This window comes from Streptomyces sp. NPDC002564 (assembly GCF_042889645.1).
In the GTDB taxonomy this organism is placed as follows: Bacteria; Actinomycetota; Actinomycetes; order Streptomycetales; family Streptomycetaceae; genus Streptomyces.
Map to the genome: position 1 here is coordinate 351,937 of NZ_JBIARE010000001.1, position 23,732 is coordinate 375,668.

22 protein-coding genes and 1 riboswitch are annotated in these 23,732 nt (G+C 72.7%); of the genes, 11 read left to right on the forward strand and 11 right to left on the reverse strand.

Going from position 1 to position 23,732, the window contains the following annotated elements:
• Nucleotides 1-37: 37 nt before the first annotated feature.
• The 5 genes from ACFYXE_RS01720 to ACFYXE_RS01740 all read left to right on the forward strand — a co-directional run bounded on the left by ACFYXE_RS01720 (nucleotide 38) and on the right by ACFYXE_RS01740 (nucleotide 7,310).
• A complete protein-coding gene (locus tag ACFYXE_RS01720; RefSeq protein ID WP_389307909.1) occupies nucleotides 38-1,567 on the forward strand; it encodes an aldehyde dehydrogenase family protein in 1,530 nt (509 codons plus the stop codon).
• 125 nt (nucleotides 1,568-1,692) lie between these two features.
• Nucleotides 1,693-3,237: a GMC family oxidoreductase gene (locus tag ACFYXE_RS01725; RefSeq protein ID WP_389307911.1), complete on the forward strand. Its 1,545-nt coding sequence runs from the start codon at nucleotides 1,693-1,695 to the stop codon at nucleotides 3,235-3,237.
• The gene (locus ACFYXE_RS01730; RefSeq protein ID WP_361177570.1) at nucleotides 3,234-4,364 is read left to right on the forward strand and encodes a glycine betaine/L-proline ABC transporter ATP-binding protein; all 1,131 of its coding nucleotides are present in this window, start codon (nucleotides 3,234-3,236) and stop codon (nucleotides 4,362-4,364) included. Before ACFYXE_RS01725 ends, ACFYXE_RS01730 begins: the two co-directional genes overlap by 4 nt.
• A complete protein-coding gene (locus ACFYXE_RS01735) occupies nucleotides 4,364-6,337 on the forward strand; it encodes an ABC transporter permease (RefSeq protein WP_389307913.1) in 1,974 nt (657 codons plus the stop codon). Before ACFYXE_RS01730 ends, ACFYXE_RS01735 begins: the two co-directional genes overlap by 1 nt.
• Before the next feature lies 1 nt (nucleotide 6,338).
• Nucleotides 6,339-7,310: a glycine betaine ABC transporter substrate-binding protein gene (locus ACFYXE_RS01740; RefSeq protein ID WP_389307915.1), complete on the forward strand. Its 972-nt coding sequence runs from the start codon at nucleotides 6,339-6,341 to the stop codon at nucleotides 7,308-7,310.
• Nucleotides 7,311-7,425: 115 nt separating this feature from the next.
• Here ACFYXE_RS01740 and ACFYXE_RS01745 read toward each other — a convergent pair whose 3' ends face one another.
• From ACFYXE_RS01745 to ACFYXE_RS01755, 3 genes are read right to left on the reverse strand one after another with little or no spacing between them, the layout of a single operon-like run.
• A complete protein-coding gene (locus ACFYXE_RS01745) occupies nucleotides 7,426-8,157 on the reverse strand; it encodes an isocitrate lyase/phosphoenolpyruvate mutase family protein (protein ID WP_389307917.1) in 732 nt (243 codons plus the stop codon).
• Nucleotides 8,151-8,627, reverse strand: a complete 477-nt coding sequence (locus tag ACFYXE_RS01750) for a carboxymuconolactone decarboxylase family protein (RefSeq protein WP_389307919.1) — start codon at nucleotides 8,625-8,627, stop codon at nucleotides 8,151-8,153. The genes ACFYXE_RS01745 and ACFYXE_RS01750 overlap by 7 nt, the downstream gene beginning before the upstream one ends.
• Nucleotides 8,624-9,148 carry a carboxymuconolactone decarboxylase family protein gene (locus ACFYXE_RS01755; protein WP_389307921.1) on the reverse strand — a complete coding sequence of 175 codons (525 nt, stop codon included), beginning with the start codon at nucleotides 9,146-9,148 and terminating at the stop codon, nucleotides 8,624-8,626. The genes ACFYXE_RS01750 and ACFYXE_RS01755 overlap by 4 nt, the downstream gene beginning before the upstream one ends.
• Before the next feature lie 47 nt (nucleotides 9,149-9,195).
• Here ACFYXE_RS01755 and ACFYXE_RS01760 point away from each other — a divergent pair, with 47 nt between their 5' ends.
• Nucleotides 9,196-10,614 carry a PLP-dependent aminotransferase family protein gene (locus tag ACFYXE_RS01760; protein ID WP_389307923.1) on the forward strand — a complete coding sequence of 473 codons (1,419 nt, stop codon included), beginning with the start codon at nucleotides 9,196-9,198 and terminating at the stop codon, nucleotides 10,612-10,614.
• 295 nt (nucleotides 10,615-10,909) lie between these two features.
• Here ACFYXE_RS01760 and ACFYXE_RS01765 read toward each other — a convergent pair whose 3' ends face one another.
• Nucleotides 10,910-11,740, reverse strand: a complete 831-nt coding sequence (locus ACFYXE_RS01765) for a hypothetical protein (protein ID WP_389309445.1) — start codon at nucleotides 11,738-11,740, stop codon at nucleotides 10,910-10,912.
• A gap of 182 nt (nucleotides 11,741-11,922) precedes the next feature.
• Between ACFYXE_RS01765 and ACFYXE_RS01770 the strand changes: the two genes are divergently transcribed.
• Together ACFYXE_RS01770 and ACFYXE_RS01775 are read left to right on the forward strand one after the other, a co-directional pair.
• The gene (locus ACFYXE_RS01770) at nucleotides 11,923-12,345 is read left to right on the forward strand and encodes a hypothetical protein (protein ID WP_389307925.1); all 423 of its coding nucleotides are present in this window, start codon (nucleotides 11,923-11,925) and stop codon (nucleotides 12,343-12,345) included.
• Nucleotides 12,346-12,376: 31 nt separating this feature from the next.
• Complete coding sequence (locus tag ACFYXE_RS01775) at nucleotides 12,377-13,597, forward strand: glutathionylspermidine synthase family protein (protein ID WP_389307927.1); 1,221 nt, start codon at nucleotides 12,377-12,379, stop codon at nucleotides 13,595-13,597.
• Between the two features lie 152 nt (nucleotides 13,598-13,749).
• On the opposite strand, the gene ACFYXE_RS01780 is transcribed toward ACFYXE_RS01775, so the two are convergent.
• Nucleotides 13,750-14,220, reverse strand: a complete 471-nt coding sequence (locus ACFYXE_RS01780; RefSeq protein WP_389307929.1) for a hypothetical protein — start codon at nucleotides 14,218-14,220, stop codon at nucleotides 13,750-13,752.
• A gap of 350 nt (nucleotides 14,221-14,570) precedes the next feature.
• On the reverse strand, nucleotides 14,571-15,848 hold the full coding sequence (gene rocD / locus ACFYXE_RS01785) for an ornithine--oxo-acid transaminase (RefSeq protein WP_389307931.1): 1,278 nt from the start codon (nucleotides 15,846-15,848) through the stop codon (nucleotides 14,571-14,573).
• Nucleotides 15,849-15,959: 111 nt separating this feature from the next.
• A riboswitch (ZMP/ZTP riboswitch) is annotated at nucleotides 15,960-16,050 on the forward strand.
• A 40-nt stretch (nucleotides 16,051-16,090) separates the two neighbouring features.
• Here rocD and glyA point away from each other — a divergent pair.
• Entirely contained in the window at nucleotides 16,091-17,395 is a 1,305-nt protein-coding gene (gene glyA, locus ACFYXE_RS01790) for a serine hydroxymethyltransferase (protein ID WP_389307933.1), read from the forward strand.
• Between the two features lie 30 nt (nucleotides 17,396-17,425).
• Here glyA and ACFYXE_RS01795 read toward each other — a convergent pair whose 3' ends face one another.
• The 3 genes from ACFYXE_RS01795 to ACFYXE_RS01805 form a co-directional block, all read right to left on the reverse strand.
• A complete protein-coding gene (locus tag ACFYXE_RS01795) occupies nucleotides 17,426-18,175 on the reverse strand; it encodes a hypothetical protein (RefSeq protein WP_389307935.1) in 750 nt (249 codons plus the stop codon).
• A 114-nt stretch (nucleotides 18,176-18,289) separates the two neighbouring features.
• Entirely contained in the window at nucleotides 18,290-19,129 is an 840-nt protein-coding gene (locus ACFYXE_RS01800) for a hypothetical protein (RefSeq protein ID WP_389307937.1), read from the reverse strand.
• On the reverse strand, nucleotides 19,122-19,724 hold the full coding sequence (locus ACFYXE_RS01805; RefSeq protein ID WP_389307939.1) for an RNA polymerase sigma factor: 603 nt from the start codon (nucleotides 19,722-19,724) through the stop codon (nucleotides 19,122-19,124). The genes ACFYXE_RS01800 and ACFYXE_RS01805 overlap by 8 nt, the downstream gene beginning before the upstream one ends.
• A gap of 89 nt (nucleotides 19,725-19,813) precedes the next feature.
• Between ACFYXE_RS01805 and trpS the strand changes: the two genes are divergently transcribed.
• Together trpS and ACFYXE_RS01815 are read left to right on the forward strand one after the other, a co-directional pair.
• Complete coding sequence (gene trpS / locus ACFYXE_RS01810) at nucleotides 19,814-20,827, forward strand: tryptophan--tRNA ligase (protein WP_361177859.1); 1,014 nt, start codon at nucleotides 19,814-19,816, stop codon at nucleotides 20,825-20,827.
• Nucleotides 20,828-20,910: 83 nt separating this feature from the next.
• Nucleotides 20,911-21,492 carry a 2'-5' RNA ligase family protein gene (locus ACFYXE_RS01815; protein WP_361177857.1) on the forward strand — a complete coding sequence of 194 codons (582 nt, stop codon included), beginning with the start codon at nucleotides 20,911-20,913 and terminating at the stop codon, nucleotides 21,490-21,492.
• Between the two features lie 25 nt (nucleotides 21,493-21,517).
• Here the strand turns inward: ACFYXE_RS01815 and ACFYXE_RS01820 are convergent, their stop codons facing one another.
• Both ACFYXE_RS01820 and ACFYXE_RS01825 read right to left on the reverse strand, forming a co-directional pair.
• Nucleotides 21,518-22,273, reverse strand: coding sequence for a decaprenylphospho-beta-D-erythro-pentofuranosid-2-ulose 2-reductase (locus ACFYXE_RS01820; RefSeq protein ID WP_361177856.1), 756 nt, complete (start codon nucleotides 22,271-22,273; stop codon nucleotides 21,518-21,520).
• A gap of 13 nt (nucleotides 22,274-22,286) precedes the next feature.
• A complete protein-coding gene (locus ACFYXE_RS01825; protein WP_361177854.1) occupies nucleotides 22,287-23,711 on the reverse strand; it encodes an FAD-binding oxidoreductase in 1,425 nt (474 codons plus the stop codon).
• Nucleotides 23,712-23,732: the final 21 nt, after the last annotated feature.

Sequence of the window (23,732 nt, forward strand, 5' to 3'; positions counted from 1 at the left end):
AGGTGCACCCGGCTACCGCGAGTGACAGGCGGGGCATATGACAGGAACGGAAGGCAAACGGGACGTGTCCGCACAACAGACCATCCATGTGGGCGGAGAGTGGCGTGCAGCCGCCTCCGGCGCCACCCGCGAGATCCTCGACCCGGCGGACGCACAGCCGTTCGCCGTGATCGCCGAGGGCTCCACGGAAGACGCGGACGCCGCCATCGCCGCCGCCCGCCGGGCCTTCGACGAGGGCCCCTGGCCCGGCACGCCCGTCGCCGAGCGCGCCGCGCTGCTGCGCCGCGTCGCCGACCTCCTCGTGCGCGACCGCGAGAAGATCGGCCTCCTGGAGAGCCGCGACGCCGGCAAGACCCTCGAAGAGGGCCGCGTCGACGTGGACTGCGTCGCCGACGCCTTCCGCTACTTCGCCGACCTCGTGATCGGCGAGGGCGCGGGCCGTGTCGTGGACGCCGGCTCCGACGACATCCACAGCGTCGTCGTGCACGAGCCGATCGGCGTCTGCACGATGATCACGCCCTGGAACTACCCGCTGCTCCAGGCCAGCTGGAAGGTCGCCCCGGCGCTCGCCGCGGGCAACACCTTCGTCATCAAGCCCAGCGAGGTCACCCCGCTGACGACGGTCGCCCTGGTCGAGCTGCTCGTCGAGGCCGGTCTGCCCGCGGGCGTCGCCAACCTCGTCACCGGCCCCGGCCACACCGTCGGCGCCCGGCTGTCCGACCACCCCGACGTCGACCTGGTCTCCTTCACCGGCGGCCTCGTCTCCGGCACCAAGGTCGCCCAGGCCGCCGCGCTCGGCGTGAAGAAGGTCGCCCTGGAGCTCGGCGGCAAGAACCCCAACGTGGTGTTCGCCGACGCCTGCGCCACCGAGGAGGGCTTCGACACCGCCGTCGACCAGGCGCTCAACGCCGCCTTCATCCACAGCGGGCAGGTCTGCTCCGCCGGTGGCCGCCTCATCATCGAGGAGTCGGTGCGCGAGCGCTTCGTCGCCGAACTCGCCCGCCGGGCCCAGAAGATCAAGCTCGGCCGCGGCACCGAGAAGGGCGTCGAGTGCGGCCCGCTCGTCTCCCAGCAGCAGCGCGAGAAGACGGAGAGCTACGTCGCCTCCGCCCTGGAGGAGGGCGCGGTGCTCCGCTCCGGCGGCAAGCGCCCCGAGCCGAGCGACGTGCGGCCCGCCGAGGGCTACTTCTACGAGCCGACCGTGCTCGACCAGTGCCACCGCGGGATGAAGGTCGTCCGGGAAGAGGTCTTCGGCCCGGTCCTGTCCGTCGAGACCTTCCGCACCGAGGACGAGGCCGTCGCCCTCGCCAACGACACCGAGTACGGCCTCGCGGGCGCCGTCTGGACCAGCGACGCGGGCCGCGCCCGCCGCATGGCCCGCCGGATGCGCCACGGCACCATCTGGATCAACGACTTCCACCCCTACCTGCCGCAGGCGGAGTGGGGCGGCTTCGGCAAGAGCGGCGTCGGGCGCGAGCTCGGCCCCGCGGGCCTCGCCGAGTACCGCGAGTCCAAGCACATCTACCAGAACCTGGCACCGCAGCCGGTGCGCTGGTTCGCCGGCTGACACCGGGCGAGCACGAGGGATGCGCGGGGCGGTACGACCGCCCCGCGCACAGCACGTTCAAGCACCCCCCGCTCATTACGCGCAAGCACCTTGGCACGACCTCGCAGGAAGAGGAGCACGTACGCATGTCTGACCAGACCGAGTTCGACTACGTCATCGTCGGTGGCGGCACCGCAGGATCGGTGATCGCGTCCCGGCTCACCGAGAACCCGGACGTCACCGTCGCCGTCATCGAGGGCGGTCCCAGCGACATCGGCCGTGAGGACGTCCTCACGCTGCGCAAGTGGCTCGGCCTGCTCGGCGGCGAGCTCGACTACGAGTACACGACCACCGAGCAGCCGCGCGGCAACTCGCACATCCTGCACAGCCGCGCCAAGGTGCTCGGCGGCTGCTCGTCGCACAACACCCTGATCTCCTTCAAGCCGCTGCCGTCCGACTGGGACGAGTGGGAAGAGGCGGGCGCCACCGGCTGGAACGCCGAGGCGATGGACCCCTACTTCGGCAAGCTGCGCAACAACATCGTGCGCGTCGCCAAGAAGGACCAGAACCAGATCGCCACCGACTGGGTCGAGGCGACGAAGACCGCGCTCGGCGTCCCCGAGGTCGTCGGCTTCAACGACCAGCCCTTCGACGAGGGCGTCGGCTTCTTCGACCTCTCGTACCACCCGGAGAACAACAAGCGGTCCTCCGCCTCGGTCGCCTACCTGCACCCCCACATGGAGGCCGGTGACCGCCCGAACCTCCACCTCTTCCTGGAGACCTGGGCCACCGGTCTTGAGCTGGACGGCACGACCGCCCGCGGCGTCCACGTCCGCACCAAGGACGGCGCCGAGAAGCTGCTGACCGCGCGCCGCGAGGTGGTGGTCTGCGCCGGTGCCGTCGACACGCCGCGGCTGCTGCTGCACTCCGGCATCGGCCCGAAGAAGGACCTGGAGGCCCTCGGCATCCCGGTCGTGCACGACCTGCCGGGCGTCGGCGAGAACCTCATCGACCACCCCGAGTCGGTCATCGTCTGGGAGACCGACGGGCCCATCCCCGGCAACTCCGCGATGGACTCGGACGCCGGTCTGTTCGTCAAGCGGGACCCGGCCCATAAGGGCCCGGACCTGATGTTCCACTTCTACCAGATCCCGTTCACGGACAACCCGGAGCGGCTCGGGTACGAACGCCCCGAGCACGGCGTCTCGATGACGCCGAACATCCCCAAGTCCCGCTCGCGCGGCCGGCTCTACCTCACGTCGGCCGACCCCGAGGTCAAGCCGGCCCTGGACTTCAAGTACTTCGAGCTGGACGAGAACGGCGTCGACTACGACGGGCAGACCCTCGTCGACGGCATCAAGCTGGCCCGCAAGGTCGCGCAGGCCCAGCCGTTCGCCAAGTGGCTCAAGCGCGAGGTGTTCCCCGGTCCCGACGTCACCGACGACGCCGAGATCAGCGAGCTCGTCCGCAAGGCCGCGCACACCGTCTACCACCCCGCGGGCACCTGCCGAATGGGTGCTTCCAGTGATGAACTCGCGGTGGTCGACCCGGAGTTGAAGATCCGGGGCATGGCAAATATCCGTATCGCGGACGCATCCGTCTTCCCGACGATGCCCGCCGTGAACCCGATGATCGGAGTACTCATGGTCGGGGAGAAATGTGCCGAGATCCTTGGTGGTGACGGCCGATGAGCGAGGCCGCCGTGAACACCACGGACACCACGACCGGCACGACCGGCACCGAGGAGCAGGGCGAGCGCCCCGTCTTCGCCGTACAGAACCTCTGGAAGGTCTTCGGGCCCAAGGCGGAGCGAATACCCGGCGACACCGAGCTGCACGGCCTGAGCCCCGCCGAACTGCGCGAGCGGACCGGCTGCACCGCCGCCGTGCGCGACGTGTCCTTCGAGGTCAAGAAGGGTGAGGTCTTCGTCGTCATGGGCCTGTCGGGCTCCGGCAAGTCCACCCTCGTACGCTGCCTGACCCGCCTCATCGAGCCGACCTCCGGCGCCGTCGCCATCGACGGCGAGGACGTCCTGGCCATGGACAAGGCCCGCCTGCGCGAACTGCGCCGCCACCGCGCCGCCATGGTCTTCCAGCACTTCGGCCTGCTGCCGCACCGCTCGGTCCTCGACAACGTCGCCTACGGCCTGGAGATCCAGGGCGTCGGCAAGGCCGAACGCCGCGCCAAGGCCCTCGAAGTCGTCAAGAAGGTCGGCCTCGAAGGCCTCGAACAGCGCAGGCCCGGCCAGCTCTCCGGCGGCCAGCAGCAGCGCGTCGGCCTGGCCCGCGCCCTCGCCGTCGACCCCGAGGTCCTCCTCTTCGACGAGCCGTTCAGCGCCCTCGACCCGCTGATCCGCCGCGACATGCAGGAAGAAGTCGTCCGCCTGCACCGTGAGGAGGGCCGCACGATGGTCTTCATCACCCACGACCTCAGCGAGGCCCTCAAGCTCGGCGACCGCATCGCCCTGATGCGCGACGGCCGCGTCGTCCAGCTCGGCACCCCCGAGGAGATCGTCGGCTCCCCGGCCGACGACTACGTCCGCGACTTCGTGGCCGACGTGGTCCGCGCCGACGTCATGAGCGTGCGCAGCGCGATGCGCCCGGCCGCCGACGACGAGGCCACCCGCGGCGCGGCCCTCGCCCCCGACGCCAAGGTCTCCGAGGCCATCGAGGCCGTCGCCCGCTCCGGCTTCCCGGTGCGCGTGATGGACGGCAAGCGCTGCCTGGGCGTCGTCGACCACGCCGGGCTGCTCGCCGTGGTCGCCGGCACCGCCGCGCCCGCGCCCGCCGTCCCCGGCCAGAGCGGGGTGGTCGTCTGATGGCCACCGTCACCGCATCGGGCCCCGTCCGGGACACCGGGATCGGCGCACTCCTGCGACACCGTGTCGTCGGCAAGCTCCTGCTGCTCGCCGTCGCCGCGGCCGTCCTCGTGCCGATCGCGAACGCCAAGTGGGCCTCCGGCGCCTGGCCGGACGCGCTCACCGTCGACCTGACCGAGCCGTTCGGCAAGGTCAGCGACTGGATCATCGACAACCGGGACAGCCACTGGCTGTTCACCTACTTCTTCGGCCACATCAGCAACGCCATCGTGCTGTCGGTGCGCGCCGTCTACCTGGTGCTCCTCGCGGGCGGCTGGGCCGGCGTCGTCGTCGGTGCCGCGCTGATCGCCTGGCGCGTCGCGGGCGTCCGCCTCGCCGCCCTCACGGCCGCCTCGTTCGCCCTGTGCGGCCTGCTCGGCATGTGGGTGCCGACGATGCAGACGCTCGCCCTGATGGTCGTCGCCGTCCTCGTCTCCGTGGTGCTCGGCGCGCTCATGGGCCTCGCGGCCGGGCTCAGCGACCGGATCTTCCGCCTGCTGCGGCCGGTCCTGGACACCATGCAGGTGCTGCCCGCCTTCTCGTACCTGCTGCCCGCCGTGCTGATCTTCGGCGTCGGCGTGCCCGCCGCGGTCCTCGCCACCGTCATCTACGCCGCCCCGCCCATGGCCCGCCTCACGGCGCTCGGCCTGCGCGGCGCCGACGGCGGCGTGATGGAGGCCGTCACCTCGCTGGGCACCACCGCCCGCCAGCGACTGTTCTCCGCGCGCCTCCCGCTGGCCCGCAAGGAGCTGCTGCTCGGCCTCAACCAGACGATCATGATGGCCCTGTCGATGGCCGTGATCGCCTCGATGATCGGCGGCGCCGGCCTCGGTGACCGCGTCTACCAGGCCCTCGGCTCCGTCGACGTCGGCGCCGCACTCGCCGCCGGCATCCCGATCGTGCTGCTCGCCGTGGTCCTCGACCGCGTCACCGGCGCGGCCGGCGAGCGCCTCGGCGCGGACCACGCCACCGGCGGCAACCCGTGGCTGACCGGCGGGCGCGGCTGGGGCCTCGCCGCCGTGGTGACCGTCGTGGTCGCCGTCGCCCTCCGCCTCGCCGACCGCCTCGACTGGCCGGAGACCTGGACGGTGAACATCGTCGAGCCGGTCAACACCGCCAAGGAGTGGATGGTCGACCACCTCTACACCGGCGTGCCCGTCGTCGGCGGCACCGCCGACTGGGCCGCGCACTTCACCACCTGGGTCCTCGACCCGGTCCGCGACGGACTGCAGTGGATGCCCTGGTGGTCGCTGCTGCTCGTGGTCGCCGCCCTCGCCTGGCTGATCGGCACCTGGCAGACCGCGCTCACCGCGGTCCTCGCGATGGCCGGCATCGGCGTGCTCGGCGTCTGGGACAAGTCCCTCGACACGCTCTCGCAGGTCCTCGCCGCCGTCGCCGTCACCATGGTGATCGGCTTCGCGGTCGGCATCGCGACCGCCCGCAGCGCCCGCTTCGAACGGCTGCTGCGGCCGGTCCTCGACATCTTCCAGACCATGCCGCAGTTCGTGTACCTGATCCCGGTCGTCGCCCTCTTCGGCATCGGCCGCGCCCCCGCGGTCGCCGCGGCCATCGTGTACGCGCTGCCCGCCGTCATCCGCATCACCACCCAGGGCCTGCGCCAGGTCAGCCCCGCGGCGATGGAGTCCTCGCGCTCCCTCGGCGCGACCAGCTGGCAGCAGCTGCGCCAGGTCCAGCTCCCGCTGGCCCGCCCGGCCCTGCTGCTCGCCGTCAACCAGGCGGTCGTCCTGGTCCTCGCCGTCGTCGTCATCGGCGGCCTGGTCGGCGGCGGCGCGCTCGGCTACGACGTGCTGTACGGCATCGCGCAGGGCGACCTGGCCTCCGGCCTGGTCGGCGGCGCCGCCATCGTGTGCCTCGGCCTGATGCTGGACCGGGTCACGCAGCCCACCGAGCGCCGTGTGAAGAAGGGGGCCTGACATGCGAGTCCGTACGCGCGCACTGAGCGCCGTGATCGCGGCCGGCACCCTGCTCGCGCTGAGCGGGTGCGGCAAGGCCGACATGACCAAGCAGTCCTCCCCGTACGCGAACGCGGCGGGCGCCAAGACCGTGACGCTGTCCGTGCAGTCCTGGGTGGGCGCGCAGGCGGACGTCGCCGTCGCCGAGTACCTGCTCGACCACGAGCTGGGCTACCGGGTCGACAAGGTCCAGATCGACGAGGTCCCCGCCTGGGACGCCCTCAGCCAGGGCCGCGTCGACGCGATCATGGAGGACTGGGGCCACCCGGAGCAGGAACAGCGCTACATCAAGGACAAGAAGACGATCGTCCCCGGCGGCGACGTCGGCGTGACCGGGCACATCGGCTGGTACGTCCCGACGTACTTCGCCAAGAAGCACCCGGACGTCACCGACTGGAAGAACCTCAACAAGTACGCGGACCAGCTCCGCACCGCGGAGAGCGGCGGCCAGGGCCAGCTGATGGACGGCTCCCCGTCCTACGTCACGAACGACAAGGCGCTCGTGAAGAACCTCGGCCTGGACTTCAAGGTCGTCTTCGCGGGCTCCGAGGCGGCGCAGATCACCCAGATCGAGCAGTTCGCCAAGCAGCGGAAGCCGTTCCTGACGTACTGGTACAAGCCGCAGTGGCTGTTCGAGAAGGTGCCGATGACGGAGGTGAAGCTGCCCGCGTACAAGGAGGGCTGCGACGCCGACCCGGCGAAGATCAAGTGCGCCTATCCGCACACGCCGCTGCAGAAGTACTTCAACGCGGACTTCGCGAAGAACGGCGGCGAGGCCGCGCGGTTCCTGAAGAAGTTCAACTGGTCGGAGGAGGACCAGAACGAGGTCTCCCTGATGATCGCCGACAAGAAGATGTCGCCGCAGGACGCCGCGAAGGCGTGGATCGACAAGAACGAGTCCAAGTGGAAGGCGTGGCTGCCCGCGTCCAAGTAGCAGCACACCGCCCACGGCAGGGGGTTCGCCGCCACGTGCCGGGTGCCTTCGCACACGTGCCGGGTGTCTCCGCAGAGGCACCCGGCACGCGGCGTCCGCGCCGGACCCGGGGCGGCTACCCCAGGTCGGCGGCGATCTCGCGCAGGGCCGCCATGGTCCGGTGCGCCAGGCCGGGCCCGAACGTGATGCGGGTGGCGCCCAGTTCGCCCAGCTCCCGCGGGGCGGGGCCGCCCGGCCGGGCCAGGACGTTGACCGGCGCCCCGATCCCCGCCCGCAGCACGGGGATCGCCTCCGCCGGCGCGAAGATCGGGTACACGCAGTCCGCGCCCGCCGCCACGTACCGGCGGGCCCGCTCGACCGCGGCCGCCGGGTCGGCGACGCCCCGCAGGAACGTGTCCACCCGCGCGTTCACGAACAGCTCCGTGCCCGCCGCCTCGCGCACCGCGGCGAGGAACTCGGCCTGCTCGGCCGGGTCCCGGAGCGTGCCCGCCCCGTCCCCGTCGCCGCAGGAGTCCTCCAGGTTGCAGCCGACCGCGCCCGTCTCCAGGAGCCGCTCCACCAGCTCCTTGGGCGCGAGGCCGTAGCCGGCCTCGACGTCCGCGCTCACCGGCACCGACACGGACCGCACGATCCGCGCGACCGCCGCGAACATCTCCCGGGGCGGCACCTGCCCGTCCTCGTACCCGAGGGACAGCGCGATCCCGGCGCTGGGCGTGGCGAGCGCCGGGTGTCCGGCCTCCTCGAAGGTCCGGGCGCTCGCCGCGTCCCACGGCCCCGGCAGGACCAGCGGGTCGCCCGGCGCCCGGCCGTGGTGCAGGGCGCGCAGGGTGTCGGCGGCGCTCACCATGCCGGGCCTCCGGGGGCGATGCGGCGGCTGACCATCAGCCGGTTCCAGCTGTTGATGACGGTGATCACGCCGATGAGGTGGGCGAGTTCCCCCTCGTCGAAGTGCGCGGCGGCCCGTTCGTACACGTCGTCCGGCACGAAGCCGCCCCCGGAGCCGGACGCCTGGGAGGTGCCCCCGGTGAGCACGGTGATCGCCTCGGTGAGCGCGAGGGCGGCGCGCTCGCGGGCGGTGAAGAGCTCCCCGGCCTCCTCCCAGGCGTTGAGGAGCGCGATGGGCTTGGTGCTCTCGCCGTTCTTCACCGCCTCGTCCACGTGCATGTCGAGGCAGAAGGCGCAGGCGTTGATCTGCGAGGCTCGCATCATCACCAGCTCGGCGAGCACGGGGTCGCCGAGACCCTTCTTCGCGGCGCCGCTCAGCGCGCCCATCGCGCCCGCGACGCGCGGGTCCAAGTGCGTGGTGCGGGGGCTCACTTGGCCTCTCCCGCCTTGTAGTGTCCCGGCACCTGGCGCGTGCTGACGCCGAAGCGGTTCCACGCGTTGATGACGGTGATCGCGGCGATGAGCTGGGTCAGCTCCGCCTCCTCGAACTGCGCGGCGGCCCGCTCGTACACGTCGTCCGGCACGAAGCCGTCGGTGAGCACGGTGATCGCCTCGGTCAGTTCGATCGCGGCGATCTCCTTGGCCGTGTAGAAGTGCCGCGACTCCTCCCACGCGCTGAGCTGGATGATCCGCTCGACGCTCTCGCCGGCCGCGAGGGCGTCCTTGGAGTGCATGTCGAGGCAGAGCGCGCAGCGGTTGATCTGCGAGGCGCGGACCTTGACGAGCTCGAAGATCACCGGGTCGAGGCCCCGACGGGCGGCCGCGTCGAGCTTCATCATGGCCTTGAAGACCTCGGGGGCGTGCCGGGCCCAGTCGAGGCGGGGCGTGTGCTCGTGGACGTGTCCCGCGGGGGCCGTCGTGCTGTCGGTGCTGGTGGTCTCGTTCGTCGTCATGCTCTCGACCCTACGATCGCGGTAGCCCACGGGTATGGTCCATTTCCATGGAAGAAACGTGGGCCACTCTGGGCGTCGACCTCCATCTGGAGACCGGCGGCGACGCGTCCCGCCACGGCGTGCGCCGGGGTCTCACGGATGCCCTGCGCGAGGCCGTGCGTGGCGGCAGGCTCGCCCCCGGCACCCGCCTGCCGTCGTCCCGCGCTCTCGCCGTCGACCTCGGCATCGCGCGCAACACGGTCGCCGACGCGTACGCCGACCTGGTCGCCGAGGGCTGGCTCACCGCCCGCCAGGGCTCGGGCACCCGGGTCGCCGAGCGCGTGGTCACCCCGCCCGCGCGGCCCCGGCCGCCCGGCCGGAAGGGCGGCGCGCCCACCTACGACCTGACCCCCGGCCGACCGGACCTGTCGGCCTTCCCGCGCGCGGAGTGGCAGAAGGCGGCCCGCCGTGCGCTCGCCGCGGCGCCCGACGACGCGCTCGGCTTCGCGGACCCGCGCGGCCGCGTCGAGCTGCGCACCGCCCTGGCCGGCTATCTCGCGCGGGCCCGCGGCGTGCACGCCGACCCCGGACGCATCGTCGTCACCGCCGGGTTCGTGCACGCCCTCGCGATCCTCGGCCGGGTGCTGCGGGCGCGCGGACTGCGCACGGTGACCGTGGAGTCGTACGGCCTCGACCTGCACTGGAACCTGCTGCACCGGGCGGGCCTGCGCACCGCCCCGCTCGGCTTCGACGCGCTCGGGACGGACGTCGCGGGCCTGGCCGCCGGGTCGTCCAAGGCGGTCCTGCTCACCTCCGCCCACCAGTTCCCGATGGGCGTGCCGCTGCACCCCGACCGGCGCGCCGCCGCCGTCGACTGGGCGCGGCGCGCGGGCGGCCTGATCCTGGAGGACGACTACGACGGTGAGTTCCGCTACGACCGCCAGCCGGTCGGTGCGCTCCAGGGCCTGGACCCCGAACACGTCGTCTACCTCGGCACGGCCAGCAAGTCCCTCGCACCGGGCCTGCGGCTCGGCTGGATGGTGCTGCCGGCCGGCGTCCACGACGAGGTGCTCGCCGCGAAGGACGCGGACGGCGCGTCCTGCGGCGCCCTGGACCAGCTGACGCTCGCGGAGTTCATCACGTCGGGGGCGTACGACCGGCACGTCCGGCGGATGCGGTTGCGCTACCGGCGCCGCAGGGACGACCTGGTGCGGGCCCTCGCCACGGCGGCCCCCCACGTCGAGGTGCACGGCCTGGCGGCCGGCCTCCACGCGGTCCTGCGGCTGCCCCCGGGTCACGAGAGGACGGTGGTCCAGGCGGCCAACTGGCAACACCTGGCCCTCCAGGGCCTGTCCCTCTTCCGCCACCCGGAGGCGACGCCCCAAGACCAGGACGGCCTGGTCGTCGGCTACGGCACCCCCGCGGAACACGCCTGGACAGGAGCACTGCAGGCACTGTGCAGGGTGCTGGCGGGGGCGGGCGGGTGAGGGGTGGGGATGGGGGGAAGCCTCTCGGGTGAGGGGGGCGCGGGGATCGGGAAAGTCCCCTGGCGGGAGGGAAAATCAGCCCCTCCGGCGTTTGAGGAGCGGGGTCCGGGGCGGAGCCCCGAGGCGGGGCCGAAGTCGGGGTGCCGCGGAGCGCAGGGGCGGGGCCGAAGTCGGGGTGCCGCGGAGCGCAGGGGCGGGGCCGAAGTCGGGGTGCCGCGGAGCGCAGGGGCGGGGCCGAAGTCGGGGCGCCGCGGAGCGCAGAGGCGGGGCCGAAGTCGGGGCGCGGAAAGACCCGTCACCGCACCCCCTCCGCCGGCGCCTCCCCGAAGCGGGCCAGCGCCAACGCCCCCGCGACGGCCACCGCGAAGCCGAGGACCGCCAGCCAGCCGAGCCCCTCGCGGGTGCGGTCGCCCAGCCAGACGACGCCCACCAGCGCGGGCCCGATCGTCTCGCCGATCACCATCCCGGCCGTCGCCGTCGTGACCGACCCCCGCTGCAGCGCGGAGGTGAGCAGCAGAAAAGCCGCACCCCCGCCCACCAGCAGCGCGTACACCGCCGGATTGGCGACCAGCGCCCCCGGCGACACGTCGTCGATGAGCCGCACGGCCACCTCGACCACGCCGAAGCCGCACCCCGCCCCCAGGCCCAGCGCCAGCGCCCGCCCCCGGTCGGGCAGCCGCCCGGCCACCGCGCCGACCAGCAGGACGGCGACGGCGATGCCCAGCATCACGTACCGCAGGGCCGTCGACCCGGCCCGGTCGCCCTCGTCGCCGGACGCCAGGCCCAGCATCGCGAGCCCCGCGCACACGACGCCCACCGCACCCCACTCGACACCGCTCAGGCGCACGCGCAGCAGCCGGGAGGCGACCACCGCGGTGACGGCGAGGCTCGCGGCGAGCGCCGCGCCCACCGCGTAGATCGGGACCGAGCGCAGCGCCACGATCTGCAGCACGAAGCCGAGTCCGTCCAGGGCGAGCCCCGCGAGGTAGCGCCACTGGCGCAGGGCGCGCAGCAGCAGCGCCGGGTCGACGCCGGAGCCGGTGCCGGGCGCGGTGGCGCGCGCGGCGACCGCCTGGAGAACCGAGGCCGTACCGAAGCAGACCGCCGAACCGAGTGCGCAAATCATCCCAAGAGACACGAAGTGACTGTAGAGGACTGCAGAGGGCAGTGAGCCGGGAGGGACAAAGGAGACCCGAGGGACATCCGGGGGAGGGGGCTGGCACGCTCCGGCGGGGCTTCCCTACGCTGACGTGCCGTACGGCTGCGTACGGCACGTACATCGCGTACGGCTACGGGGGAACGGGACACATGGCACAGAACACTCCACGACGGCTGCGCTCCAGCACGGTCGTCCTCGGCGGCATGGGCGTCCTCGCCGCGGCCCTGACCTCCTGCGGCTCGGACCCCGACCGCCGCTGCGTGGACCGGGACAGCTACGACACCATGCTCGGATACAAGATCGTCGCCGACAGCAACTGCAAGGCCGGGGCCTCCTCGGGATCGTCCGGATCAGGAAGCTCCGGCGGCTCCGGCGGTTCGTCGGCGGGCAAGGGCCGCACCGCGGGCTCCGGGGGATACGGCACCGGCAAGACCTCGGGCCGCACCGAACCCGCCTGGTACTACGACGCCGACGTGGACGGCCGCTACGCCGACTCCGGCACCTTCAGCCGCAGCGAGGCCGTCGACCGGGACGGCTTCGGCTGCTCGGGCAGCGGCAGCGGCGGCGGCTGAGCGGCACGCGAGGGAACCGGACGCGTACGCCATGGAACGCCGCACCACGCGACCCCGCCCCGGCTGGCAGCGCACGGTCGAGGAGCAGGGCCTCGTCTACCCGCTGACCCGCTACCCGGACGACAGCCTGCGCCCCTACTGGGACGAGAGTGCCTACTACGTCTTCTCGCTGCCCGAGGTGGAGGCGCTGGAGGAGGTCGTCGAGGAACTGCACGGCATGTGCCTGGCCGCCGCCGCGCACATCGTCGAGCACGACCGCCTCGCCGACCTCGGCATCACCGACCCGAGGGTGGCCGCCGCCGTCACCGAGGCCTGGCACCGCAGGGCCGAACTCCCTTCCCTGTACGGCCGTTTCGACCTCCGGTACGACGGTACGGGCCCGGCCAAGATGCTGGAGTACAACGCCGACACGCCCACCTCGCTGGTCGAGGCGGCCGGCCCGCAGTGGTTCTGGATGGAGGAGCGCTTCCCCGGCGCCGACCAGTGGAACTCCCTCCACGAGCGGCTCGTCGACGCCTGGAAGAAGCAGGCGCCGCTGCTGCCGCCCGGCGGCCCGCTGTACTTCGCGCACTCCGCGGCCGACGAGCTCGGCGAGGACCTGATGACCGTCGCGTACCTGCGCGAGACGGCCGACCAGGCGGGGCTCGCCACGGAGGCGATCTCCATGGAGGACATCGGCTGGGACCGCCTCTCGCGCCGCTTCGTCGACAAGCGCCTGCGCTTCATGCGGAGTTGCTTCAAGCTCTACCCGTGGGAGTGGCTGACCACGGACCGCTTCGCGCCGCACGTCCTGGAGACCCTCGACAACGGCGGCGGCACCGGTTCGACGCTGTGGATCGAGCCCGCCTGGAAGATGCTGCTCTCCAACAAGGCGCTGCTCGCCGTGCTGTGGGAGCTGTATCCCGGTCACCCGAACCTCCTCCCGGCCTACCTGGACGGCCCGCGCGAACTCGCCGCGGGCCGCGGCTACGTCACCAAGCCGCTGCTCGGACGCGAGGGCGCCGGGGTGACGGTGCACGAGCCGGTGGACACGTCGGCGGGAACCGCCCCGGTACCGGCCCCCATCGACGACGGCCTGCGCGACGAGCCCTGCTGCTACCAGGAGTTGGCCCCGCTGCCCGACTTCGACGGCAACCGGGTCGTGCTCGGCGCGTGGGTCGTCGAGGACGAGGCGGCGGGGCTCGGCATCCGGGAGTCGACGGGGCTGGTCACGGACGAGTACGCGAGGTTCCTCCCGCACGTCATCCTGTGAGCCGACCTTCACGTAAGGCTGGCTGCCGAGCGCCGGCGGTGGCAACGATCCCTCGACACCACCGCCTGCATCATGACCTGCGCCGACCTGCGCCGGACGCCGCGCAGGAGGCCCAAGCCTGCCCACCGGACCACCCGCCCCCCCCCGGAGGACTAGTCGTAGTACCCCTCGGTCATCTCGATGCCGACGGACTCGGACCCTTCCCCACGGCCCTCGCCCCGGTGCCTGAGGTCCATGGCGAGCGGCTCGGACTCACCCTTGAAACGGAGCTCGACGGTCCAGGTGTCGATGGAGTCGTCGGCGAAGTCGGCGACCACCGGCTTGTGCGCGGCGGCCCCCCACTCCTTCACCCACTCCCGGGCCGTCGCATCCGCCCCCGCGCTCTCCCGGGCCAGCCCCGCGAGCCCCTCGGCGTCCCGCTCCTTCAACCGCACCACGGCCTGCTCGACCACGGCGAGCGTCTCGGGTATGGGGCGCCCCGTGACGGTCAGGTCGAGCTCGGCGGTGCCGTCCCGCACATACCGGGGCGCCTTGTCGTCCTCCCTGAAGGCGACCTGGCAGGCGGCGAAAAGCCCCACCGCCGCCGCCACCAACGCGCACCAGTGCCACGCCCGAACCCCCACCGAACCCACTCCGTCACACAGCCGTACTCATCAGGGCAAAAGAGCAACAAAGCTATGCGGACCCAGGAGGACCCACCAGGGCCGAACGTCCCGAAACGGACGCGGGTGGGGGCGTGGGCGGGGGAGCGGGGCCGGGCACGCGCGAACGAACCGTGGACCCCGGGTGCGCCGGACGTGCAGGACGCACCGGACGTGCCGGACGCACGGGACGCACGGGACGCACCGGGCGTGCCGGACGCACGGAACGCACCTGACGTGCCGGACGCACGGAACGCACCTGACGTGCCGGACGCACGGAACGCACCTGACGTGCCGGACGCACGGAACGCACCGGACGTGCCGGACGCGCGCTAGCTCAGCACCGCCCGCAACTGATCCAGCCCCCAGTCCAGATCCTCCTTGCTGATCACCAGCGGCGGAGCGATCCGGATCGTCGACCCGTGCGTGTCCTTGACCAGCACCCCCTTCGCCATCAATTTCTCGGAGATCTCCCGCCCCGTCCCGTACGACGGGGCGATGTCGACACCGGCCCACAGGCCGCGTCCGCGCACCTCGGTCACCTTGCCCGCGCCGGTCAGCAGACCCAGCTCGGCGTGCAGGTGTTCGCCCAGCTCCGTGGCCCGCTGCTGGAACTCGCCCGTCGACAGCATGTCGACCACTTCGAGCCCCACCGCACAGGCGAGCGGATTGCCGCCGAACGTCGACCCGTGCTCGCCCGGCTTGAACACCCCGAGCACATCGGCGTCGGCGACCACCGCCGACACCGGCACGACCCCGCCGCCGAGCGCCTTGCCCAGGAGGTAGACGTCCGGCACCACGCCCTCGTGCTCGCACGCGAACGTGCGTCCCGTCCGGCCGAGCCCCGACTGGATCTCGTCCGCGATGAACAGGACCCCGCGCTCCCGGGTCAACTCCCGCACCCCCGGCAGATATCCGGCCGGTGGCACCAGGACCCCGGCCTCGCCCTGGATCGGCTCGATCAGCACCGCCACGGTGTCCTCCGTGACCGCCGCCCGCAGCGCCTCCAGGTCGCCGTACGGCACGATCTCGAAGCCCGGGGTGTAGGGCCCGAAGTCGGCCCGCGCCTCCTCGTCCGTGGAGAAGCTGATGACGGTCGTGGTCCGGCCGTGGAAGTTGCCCGCCGCGACGACGATCTTCGCCCGCCCGTCCGGCACCCCCTTGACCCGGTACCCCCACTTGCGCGCGGTCTTCACGGCCGTCTCGACGGCCTCCGCGCCGGTGTTCATGGGCAGCACCATCTCCTTGCCGCAGAGCTCGGCAAGGCGCGTACAGAACTCGGCGAAACGGTCGTGGTGGAAGGCCCGCGAGGTCAGCGTCACCCGCTCCAGCTGTGCCTTCGCGGCGTCGATGAGGCGGCGGTTGCCGTGCCCGAAGTTGAGCGCGGAGTACCCGGCGAGCATGTCGAGGTAACGGCGTCCCTCGACATCGGTCATCCACGCGCCCTCGGCCGTGGCGACCACGATGGGCAGCGGATGGTAGTTGTGCGCGCTGTGCGCCTCGGCCTCGGCGATGAGCCGCGCACCGGTCGGGCCGGTGCCGGATCCGGTGGCCGATGACGGCGACGGGGCTGACGACGATGACGTGCGGGGAGATGGCGTACTCGACACGGGGTCTCCGTTCGTCCTGCGGCGTGGGGCGGGTGTGGCGCCCAAGTTCTATCGTCGCTCGCATCGCGGACGAAGAAACCTGCCGTACCGGCGTGCCCGCTAGGGTGGCCCCGACAGCACGGTGACTGGCGCGCGGGGAACCGACCCCGAGGAAGCCGTGTGAGGCAGAACCTTCGAGGTGCCGCCCGCCTGGGCACCCCGGGACCACGACCGGACACTGACCGCTCGCCCCGGAGGACGCCATGACTCTCCCTTCCCTTTCCGCTGCCGCCCAGCAGCATCCCGCCCTCGCCGCCGAGGATCCCGAACTCGCCGCCCTCATCGGTGCGGAGGAGCAGCTCCAGGCCGACACGCTGCGGCTGATCCCCAGCGAGAACTACGTCTCCGCCGCGGTCCTCGAAGCGTCCGGAACCGTCCTGCAGAACAAGTACAGCGAGGGCTACCCCGGCCGCCGCTACTACGAGGGCCAGCAGAACATCGACCCCGTCGAGCGCCTGGCCATCGCCCGCGCCAAGGCCGTCTTCGGCGTCGAGCACGCCAACGTCCAGCCCTACTCCGGCTCCCCGGCCAACCTCGCCGTCTACCTCGCCTTCGCCGAGCCCGGCGACACCGTCATGGGCATGGCCCTGCCGATGGGCGGCCACCTCACCCACGGCTGGGGCGTCTCCGCCACCGGCAAGTGGTTCCGCGGTGTGCAGTACGGCGTGCGCCGGACCGCCGACCCCGCGACGAACGGCCGCATCGACCTCGACGAGGTCCGCGACCTCGCGCTCAAGGAGCGCCCCAAGCTGATCTTCTGCGGTGGCACCGCCCTCCCTCGCACCATCGACTTCGCCGCCTTCGCGGAGATCGCCCGCGAGGCGGGCGCCGTCCTGGTCGCCGACATCGCGCACATCGCCGGCCTCATCGCGGGCGGCGCCCACCCCTCACCGGTGCCGCACGCCGACGTGATCTCCACGACCACCCACAAGACCCTGCGCGGCCCGCGCGGAGCGATGCTCATGTCCCGCGAGGAGCACGCCAAGGCCATCGACAAGGCGGTCTTCCCCGGCCTGCAGGGCGGCCCGCACAACCAGACCACCGCGGCCATCGCCGTCGCCCTCCACGAGGCGTCCCGGAGCTCCTTCCGCGACTACGCCCACGCGGTCGTCGACAACGCCAAGGCCCTCGCCGACGCCTTGCTCGCCCGCGGCTTCGACCTGGTCTCCGGCGGCACCGACAACCACCTGATCCTGATGGACCTCACCCCCAAGGACGTCCCCGGCAAGGTCGCCGCCAAGGCCCTCGACCGGGCCGGGATCGTCGTCAACCACAACACCGTGCCCTTCGATCCGAGGAAGCCCTTCGACCCCTCGGGCATCCGCATCGGCACCCCCTCCCTCACCTCGCGCGGACTGGGCACCGAGCACATGGCTGCCGTCGCCGAATGGATCGACCGCGGTGTCGCCGCCGCCCGCACCGGCGACGAGGCGGCCCTGACGAAGATCAGGTCCGAGGTCGCCGACCTGATGGCCGCTCATCCGGCGCCGGGCCTGCCGACCACCTGACGCCCCCGCCCGGGTCGGCGGGGCGGCGACTCACAGGTCCCGCAGCTCCTGCCGGGGTCCCGGCTCCTGCGGGCGCCTCCGCCACGCCGACGCCGCGGCCCAGCGCCCGGCCACCGGTCGCCGCAGCAGCAGCGCGGCGACCGCGCCGGCCCCGGCGCCCGGTATCGCCCACCACCAGTCCGGGTCCGTACTCCCCGGTGCGCCGGTGCCGGCGGCGGCCGGCCGCCGGGCGCCGCCCGTCCCGGTCTCCTCCGCGGCCGTCGGCGCCGGCTTCGACCCCATGCCCGGCGCGATCCCCGAGGTGCCCCGGTCGGACGCCCTGCCCAGCAGGCCGAGCTCCTTGAACAGCGAGGTGAGGCGCCGGGGGTCCTTCGCCCGGTACCAGTCGCCGTTCATGGAGTCGGGGTCCGTCGACCGGTGCACCCAGACCTCTTTGCCCTTCTTGCCGGGCTGCGGGGGATAGACCCGGTCCACCCGCCACGGCTGCACGTCGTGGACCATCCACGTGACGTTGATCTGGCGGGTGCTCTCGCCGATGCCCAGGCCCGGTGGGTCCTCGCCGCCCCGCTTCCCTGCGGAACCGGCGGGCTGCAGCATGCGCTCCAGCGCGCCGTACTCCTCGTCGCTGTAATACAGCGCGGCGCTCCGGGTGCTCTCCGGTGACACCAGCAGCACGCTCGTCGGCCCGCCCGCCGCCGCCTCCGGCGCGCCGAAGGCCACCAGCGCCGCCGTGACACCCAGTCCTGCCGCCGCCCCGCACCAGCCCCTTGCCGTCCGCATGTCCGATCCCCCCAGCCGCCCGCCGGCGCGCCCTCCGCGCCGGGTTCACTTCTGGTACACCGCCCGAGCCGTTCAGGTTCCCGATCCGCCCGCACCGATCCGCGGTGCGTTTCCTCACGGGGCGGACCTCTCCGGGACGGACCGCGCGATCTCCACCGCCCGCTCCTTCGACGGCACGCCCTCAAGACGCAGCGTCAGGTCCGTCCCCCGCGTCCACAGCAGCGTCGGCCCCGCCGTCCGCTCGGAGCGGCGCCAGCGGTCTCCGTCCTCCTGTTCCAGCCAGAACGTGAGCCGGTGCGGCCGGGCGAACCAGAGCCCGGTCCCCCCGTCGATCCCGACCCACTCGGGCAGCCGCGGCACCGTCTTGGCGACGCCGGGGTCGAGCAGCGCGGGGAACTCGTCGAGGCGTATCGTCCCGCCGTCCTCGTACCAGCAGAGGGTGAGCAGGACGTGGGCGTCCGGGCCGCGCGTCACCGACAGCGCGTCCGGCGTGCCGAGCGACCTCGGCACCACGGGCGCGAACCCGGCCAGCCGCCGGGCCCGCGCCGCCGAAACCGGATCACCGCAGCCGCGCCCGCCGGGACCGGCCGACGGCGTCGCCGACGGGTCGTACCGCACCTCGACCCCGCCGAAGTCGAACCAGTCGACGACGGCCGCCCGCACCGGAGGCGTCAGCGCCAGGACCGTGAGCAGCCCGCACAGCCCGGCCGTCACCGTCCGCCACCGCATCCGCAGACCGCGCCGCAGCCCGCGCAGCCGCTCGCCGGGACCGGGCCGCTCGGCCACCGGCACCGGGGCCTGCTCCGCGATGATCCGGGCGAGCACCCGCTCGGCCATCGTCTCCGCGCCCGCGCCCCCGGCGTCCATCGACCGGCCGAGCGCGCGCAGCTCCGCGCGCAGCCGAGCCGCCTCCTCCGCGTCACCGCGACCGCCCTCGCGGCGCCGCTCACCCACGTCCCTCGCCTCCCGCCTCGGACAGCAGGTCGCCCAGCTTGCGCAGCGCGCGGTTCAGCCGGGACTTCACCGTGCCCCGCGGCCAGCCGAGCGCCTGGGCCGTCTCCGCCTCGTCCATCTCCAGGAGATAGCGGTAGGTGACGACCAGCCGGTGGTCGTCGCCGAGCCGGTCGACGGCGGCGAGCAGCGCGGCCCGGCGCTCGTCCGCCAGCGCGGCCACCGCCGGATCCGCCGACTCCGGTATCAGCGGCTCGGCTTCGGCGAGCGCGGCCTCCCGGCCCACGACCGACCGCTGACGCACCGCCGAACGCACTGTGTTCCTCGTCTCATTGGCCACGATCGCGAGCAGCCACGGCTTGAAGGCCGAGCCGTCCCTGAATCGCCCGAGTGAGCAGTACGCCTTGAAGAAGGCCTGCTGCACCACGTCTTCCGCGTCCGATCCCGCGCCGAGTGCCACCGCCGCCCTGAGCGCGATGCCGGTGAACGCCCGCACCAATTCCGCGTACGCCTCCGCTTCTCCGGCGCGCACGCGGGCGATCACCGCACCCTCGTCGACGACGCGGCCCCCCTCCAGGACCTCCCCCTGTGTCCTCACACTCTTGATACACCGGCCGTGGCGGATCGGTTCCCATCCGTCACACACCTGTTTCCGACCTATGAGAGTCACCTGAGAGAATGGGCACCATGGCCTCTGAACGACCTCGTGTGCTCTCCGGAATCCAGCCCACCGCCGGCTCGTTCCACCTCGGCAATTACCTCGGCGCGGTCCGCCAGTGGGTGGCGCTGCAGGAGTCCCACGACGCCTTCTACATGGTGGTGGACCTGCACGCGATCACGGTCCCGCAGGACCCCGCGGAGCTGCGCGCCAACACCCGGCTCGCCGCCGCCCAGCTGCTCGCCGCGGGTCTCGACCCGGAGCGCTGCACGCTGTTCGTGCAGAGCCACGTGCCCGAGCACGCGCAGCTCGCCTGGGTGATGAACTGCCTCACCGGTTTCGGCGAGGCCTCCCGCATGACGCAGTTCAAGGACAAGTCCGCCAAGCAGGGCGCCGACCGCGCGTCGGTCGGCCTGTTCACGTACCCGGTCCTCCAGGTCGCCGACATCCTGCTGTACCAGGCCAACGAGGTGCCGGTCGGCGAGGACCAGCGTCAGCACATCGAGCTCACCCGTGACCTCGCCGAGCGGTTCAACGGCCGCTTCGGCGAGACGTTCACCGTGCCGTCGGCGTACATCCTCAAGGAGACGGCGAAGATCTACGACCTTCAGGACCCGTCGATCAAGATGAGCAAGTCGGCGTCCACGCCGAAGGGCCTGATCAACCTGCTCGACGAGCCCAAGGCCACCGCCAAGAAGGTCAAGAGCGCGGTCACCGACACCGGCACCGAGATCCACTACGACGTGGCCGAGAAGCCCGGCATCAGCAACCTCCTCGGCGTGTACTCGACCCTCACCGGCATCGGTATCGCCGAACTGGAGCAGAAGTACGTCGGCAAGGGCTACGGTGCGCTGAAGACCGACCTCGCCGAGGTCATGGTCGAGTTCGTGACCCCCTTCCGGGACCGCACGCAGCAGTACCTGGACGACCCGGAGACGCTCGACTCGATCCTGGCCAAGGGCGCGGAGAAGGCTCGTGCGGTCGCCGCCGAGACCCTCGCGCAGGCGTACGACAAGGTGGGCTTCCTGCCCGCCAAGCACTGAGCAACCGCACCGGACGACCGCTGTACGGCGCCGCCCACCGGGCGGCGCCCCTCTGCCCATCGACACGACGACAGGAGTACGACGTGGGGACCGTAACGATCGGCGTCTCGATCGCGGTCCCGGAGCCACACGGCAGCCTGCTCCAGGAGCGGCGTGCGGGCTTCGGGGACCCCGCGGCGCACGGCATCCCCACGCACGTGACCCTGCTGCCGCCCACCGAGGTGGACGCCTCGGCGCTGCCCGCGGTCGAGGCGCACCTCATCTCGGTCGCGGCGGCCGGCCGGCCCTTCCCGATGCGGCTCTCCGGGACGGGCACGTTCCGTCCGCTGTCGCCGGTCGTGTTCGTCCAGGTGGTGGCCGGTGCCTCGGCCTGCTCCTGGCTGCAGGAGCGGGTGCGCGACGCGTCCGGTCCGATGCCACGCGAACTGCAGTTCCCGTACCACCCGCATGTCACCGTGGCGCACGGCATCTCCGAAGAGGCCATGGACCGCGCGTACGAGGAGCTCTCGGAGTACGAGGCCGAGTGGTCCTGCACCGGCTTCGCCCTCTACGAGCAGGGCGCCGACGGCATCTGGCGCAAGCTGCGCAACTTCCCCTTCGGCGGCTCCGTGGTGCCCCCTCAGGCCCCGGCCCCCGCGGCCCGGGGGACGCTGCCCGCTCGCTGACCGGGGACGCCGCCGGCCCGGACGGCTAGACCGGCAGCCGGCGGAACACCGGCCGCGGCACGTGCCGCAGTGCCGACATGACCACCCGCAGCGCGCCGGGCACCCACACGGTCTCCGAGCGGCGCCGCAGCCCGGTCTCGATGGCCTCCGCGACGGCCTCCGGAGTGGTCGCCATGGGCGCCTCCTCCAGGCCCGCCGTCATCTTCGAGCGCACGAAGCCGGGGCGCACCACCATCACGTGCACCCCGGTGCCGTGCAGGGCGTCGCCCAGGCCCTGGGTGAACGCGTCGAGGCCGGCCTTGCTGGAGCCGTAGATGAAGTTCGAGCGGCGCGCCCGCTCGCCCGCCACCGAGGAGAGCACCACCAGGGAGCCGTGCCCCTGGGACTGCAGGGCCCGTGCGCAGACCAGGCCCGCCGAGACCGCGCCCGTGTAGTTGGTCTGGGCGACGCGGACCGCGGCGAGCGGCTCGTCCTCGTCGCGGGCCTGGTCGCCGAGGATGCCGAAGGCGAGCAGCACCATGTCGATGTCGCCCTCGGTGAAGATCTTGCCGAGGGACTCCTCGTGGGACTCCGGGTCGAGCGCGTCGAAGGCGACGGTGCGCACGTCCGCGCCCATGTCGCGCAGGTCGGCCGCGGCCTTCTCCAGGTCCGGCGACGGGCGCCCGGCCAGCCACACGGTACGGGTGCGGCGGGCGACGAGGCGGCGCGCGGTGGCGAGGCCGATCTCGGAGGTGCCGCCGAGGACGAGCAGGGACTGAGGGGTGCCGAAGGCGTCTTTCATGAGTACCGGTCTCCTAGAGGGCGAGGCGGCGGGAGAGGTCCGAGCGGAACACGCCGCGCGGGTCGAGCTCGGCCCGCAGGGCGCGGAAGTCGTCGAGACGGGGGTACATGGCGGCGAGCGTCTCGGGCCGCAGACGGGAGTCCTTGGCGAGGTAGACGCGCCCGTCGGCGGCGGCCACCTCCTCGTCGAGCTCGTCGAGGAAGGCGCCGAGCCCGGGGAGGTTCGCCGGGATGTCGAGGGCCAGGGTCCAGCCGGGCATCGGGAAGGAGAGCCAGCCCGGATCGCCCTCTCCGAAGCGCTTGAGGACGGCGAGGAAGGAGGGGCAGCCCCGGTCGGAGATGCGCCGCACGATCTGGCGCAGGGCCTCTTCCTTGCCGTATCCGACGACGAACTGGTACTGCACGAACCCGCCGCGGCCGTAGATGCGGTTCCAGTGCGGGACGCCGTCCAGGGGGTGGAAGAAGGTGGAGAGCTTCTGCAGTTCGCCGGTGCGGGAGCGGGGCGCCTTGCGGTACCAGAGCTCGTTGAAGAGCCCCACCGAGGCCTTCCCGAGGAGCCCCTCGGGGACGAACGGGGGCGCGGCGGGCAGGTGCCCCGGACGGAACGCCAGAGGGGCTCTACGCGCGCGTGAGCGCCGCGGAAGGGCGTCCAGGGGAGCGTGGTCGCCGCGTGTGAGGACCGAGCGGCCCATGGCGGCGCCGCGCGCCAGGAGGTCGATCCACGCCACCGAGTAGCGGTAGCGGTGGTCGGTGGCCGTCAGGCGGGCCATCAAGTCGTCCAGATCCGTGGCCCGTTCCGTGTCGACGGACATCAAGGACGTCTGGACCGGGAGGAGTTCGACGGTCGCCGACAGGATGACGCCGGTCAGGCCCATGCCGCCGGCCGTCGCGTCGAACAGGGGGCTGCCGGGTTCGACCGTGCGGACCGTGCCGTCGGCGGTCAGCAGGTCCAGGGACAGGACGTGGCGGGAGAAGGACCCCGAGACGTGGTGGTTCTTGCCGTGGATGTCGGCGCCGATCGCGCCGCCGACGGTCACATAGCGGGTCCCCGGTGTGACCGGCACGAACCAGCCGAGGGGGAGCAGCACTTCCATCAGGTGGTGCAGGGAGACGCCCGCGTCGCAGACGACGGTGGCCGCGGGGGCGCCCGTCGGCGAGGTGCGGGTGGTGTCGATGACACGCACCCGGTCCAGGCCCGTCATGTCGAAGACGGCGCCGCCCGCGTTCTGCGCCGCGTCCCCGTACGCCCGTCCCAGGCCGCGCGCGATGCCGCCGCGCTCCCCGCAGTCGCGCACCGCCGCCGCGGCCTCCTCCGGCGTACGGGGTCTCACCAGCCGGGCGGTCGTGGGCGCGGTGCGGCCCCAGCCGGACACGGACACGGCGGGTGACGCCGGGACCGGGGCGGGGGCGAGGGAATCGGCGGGGGAGTCGGCAGGCATGCATGTGACCGTATCGCCCGC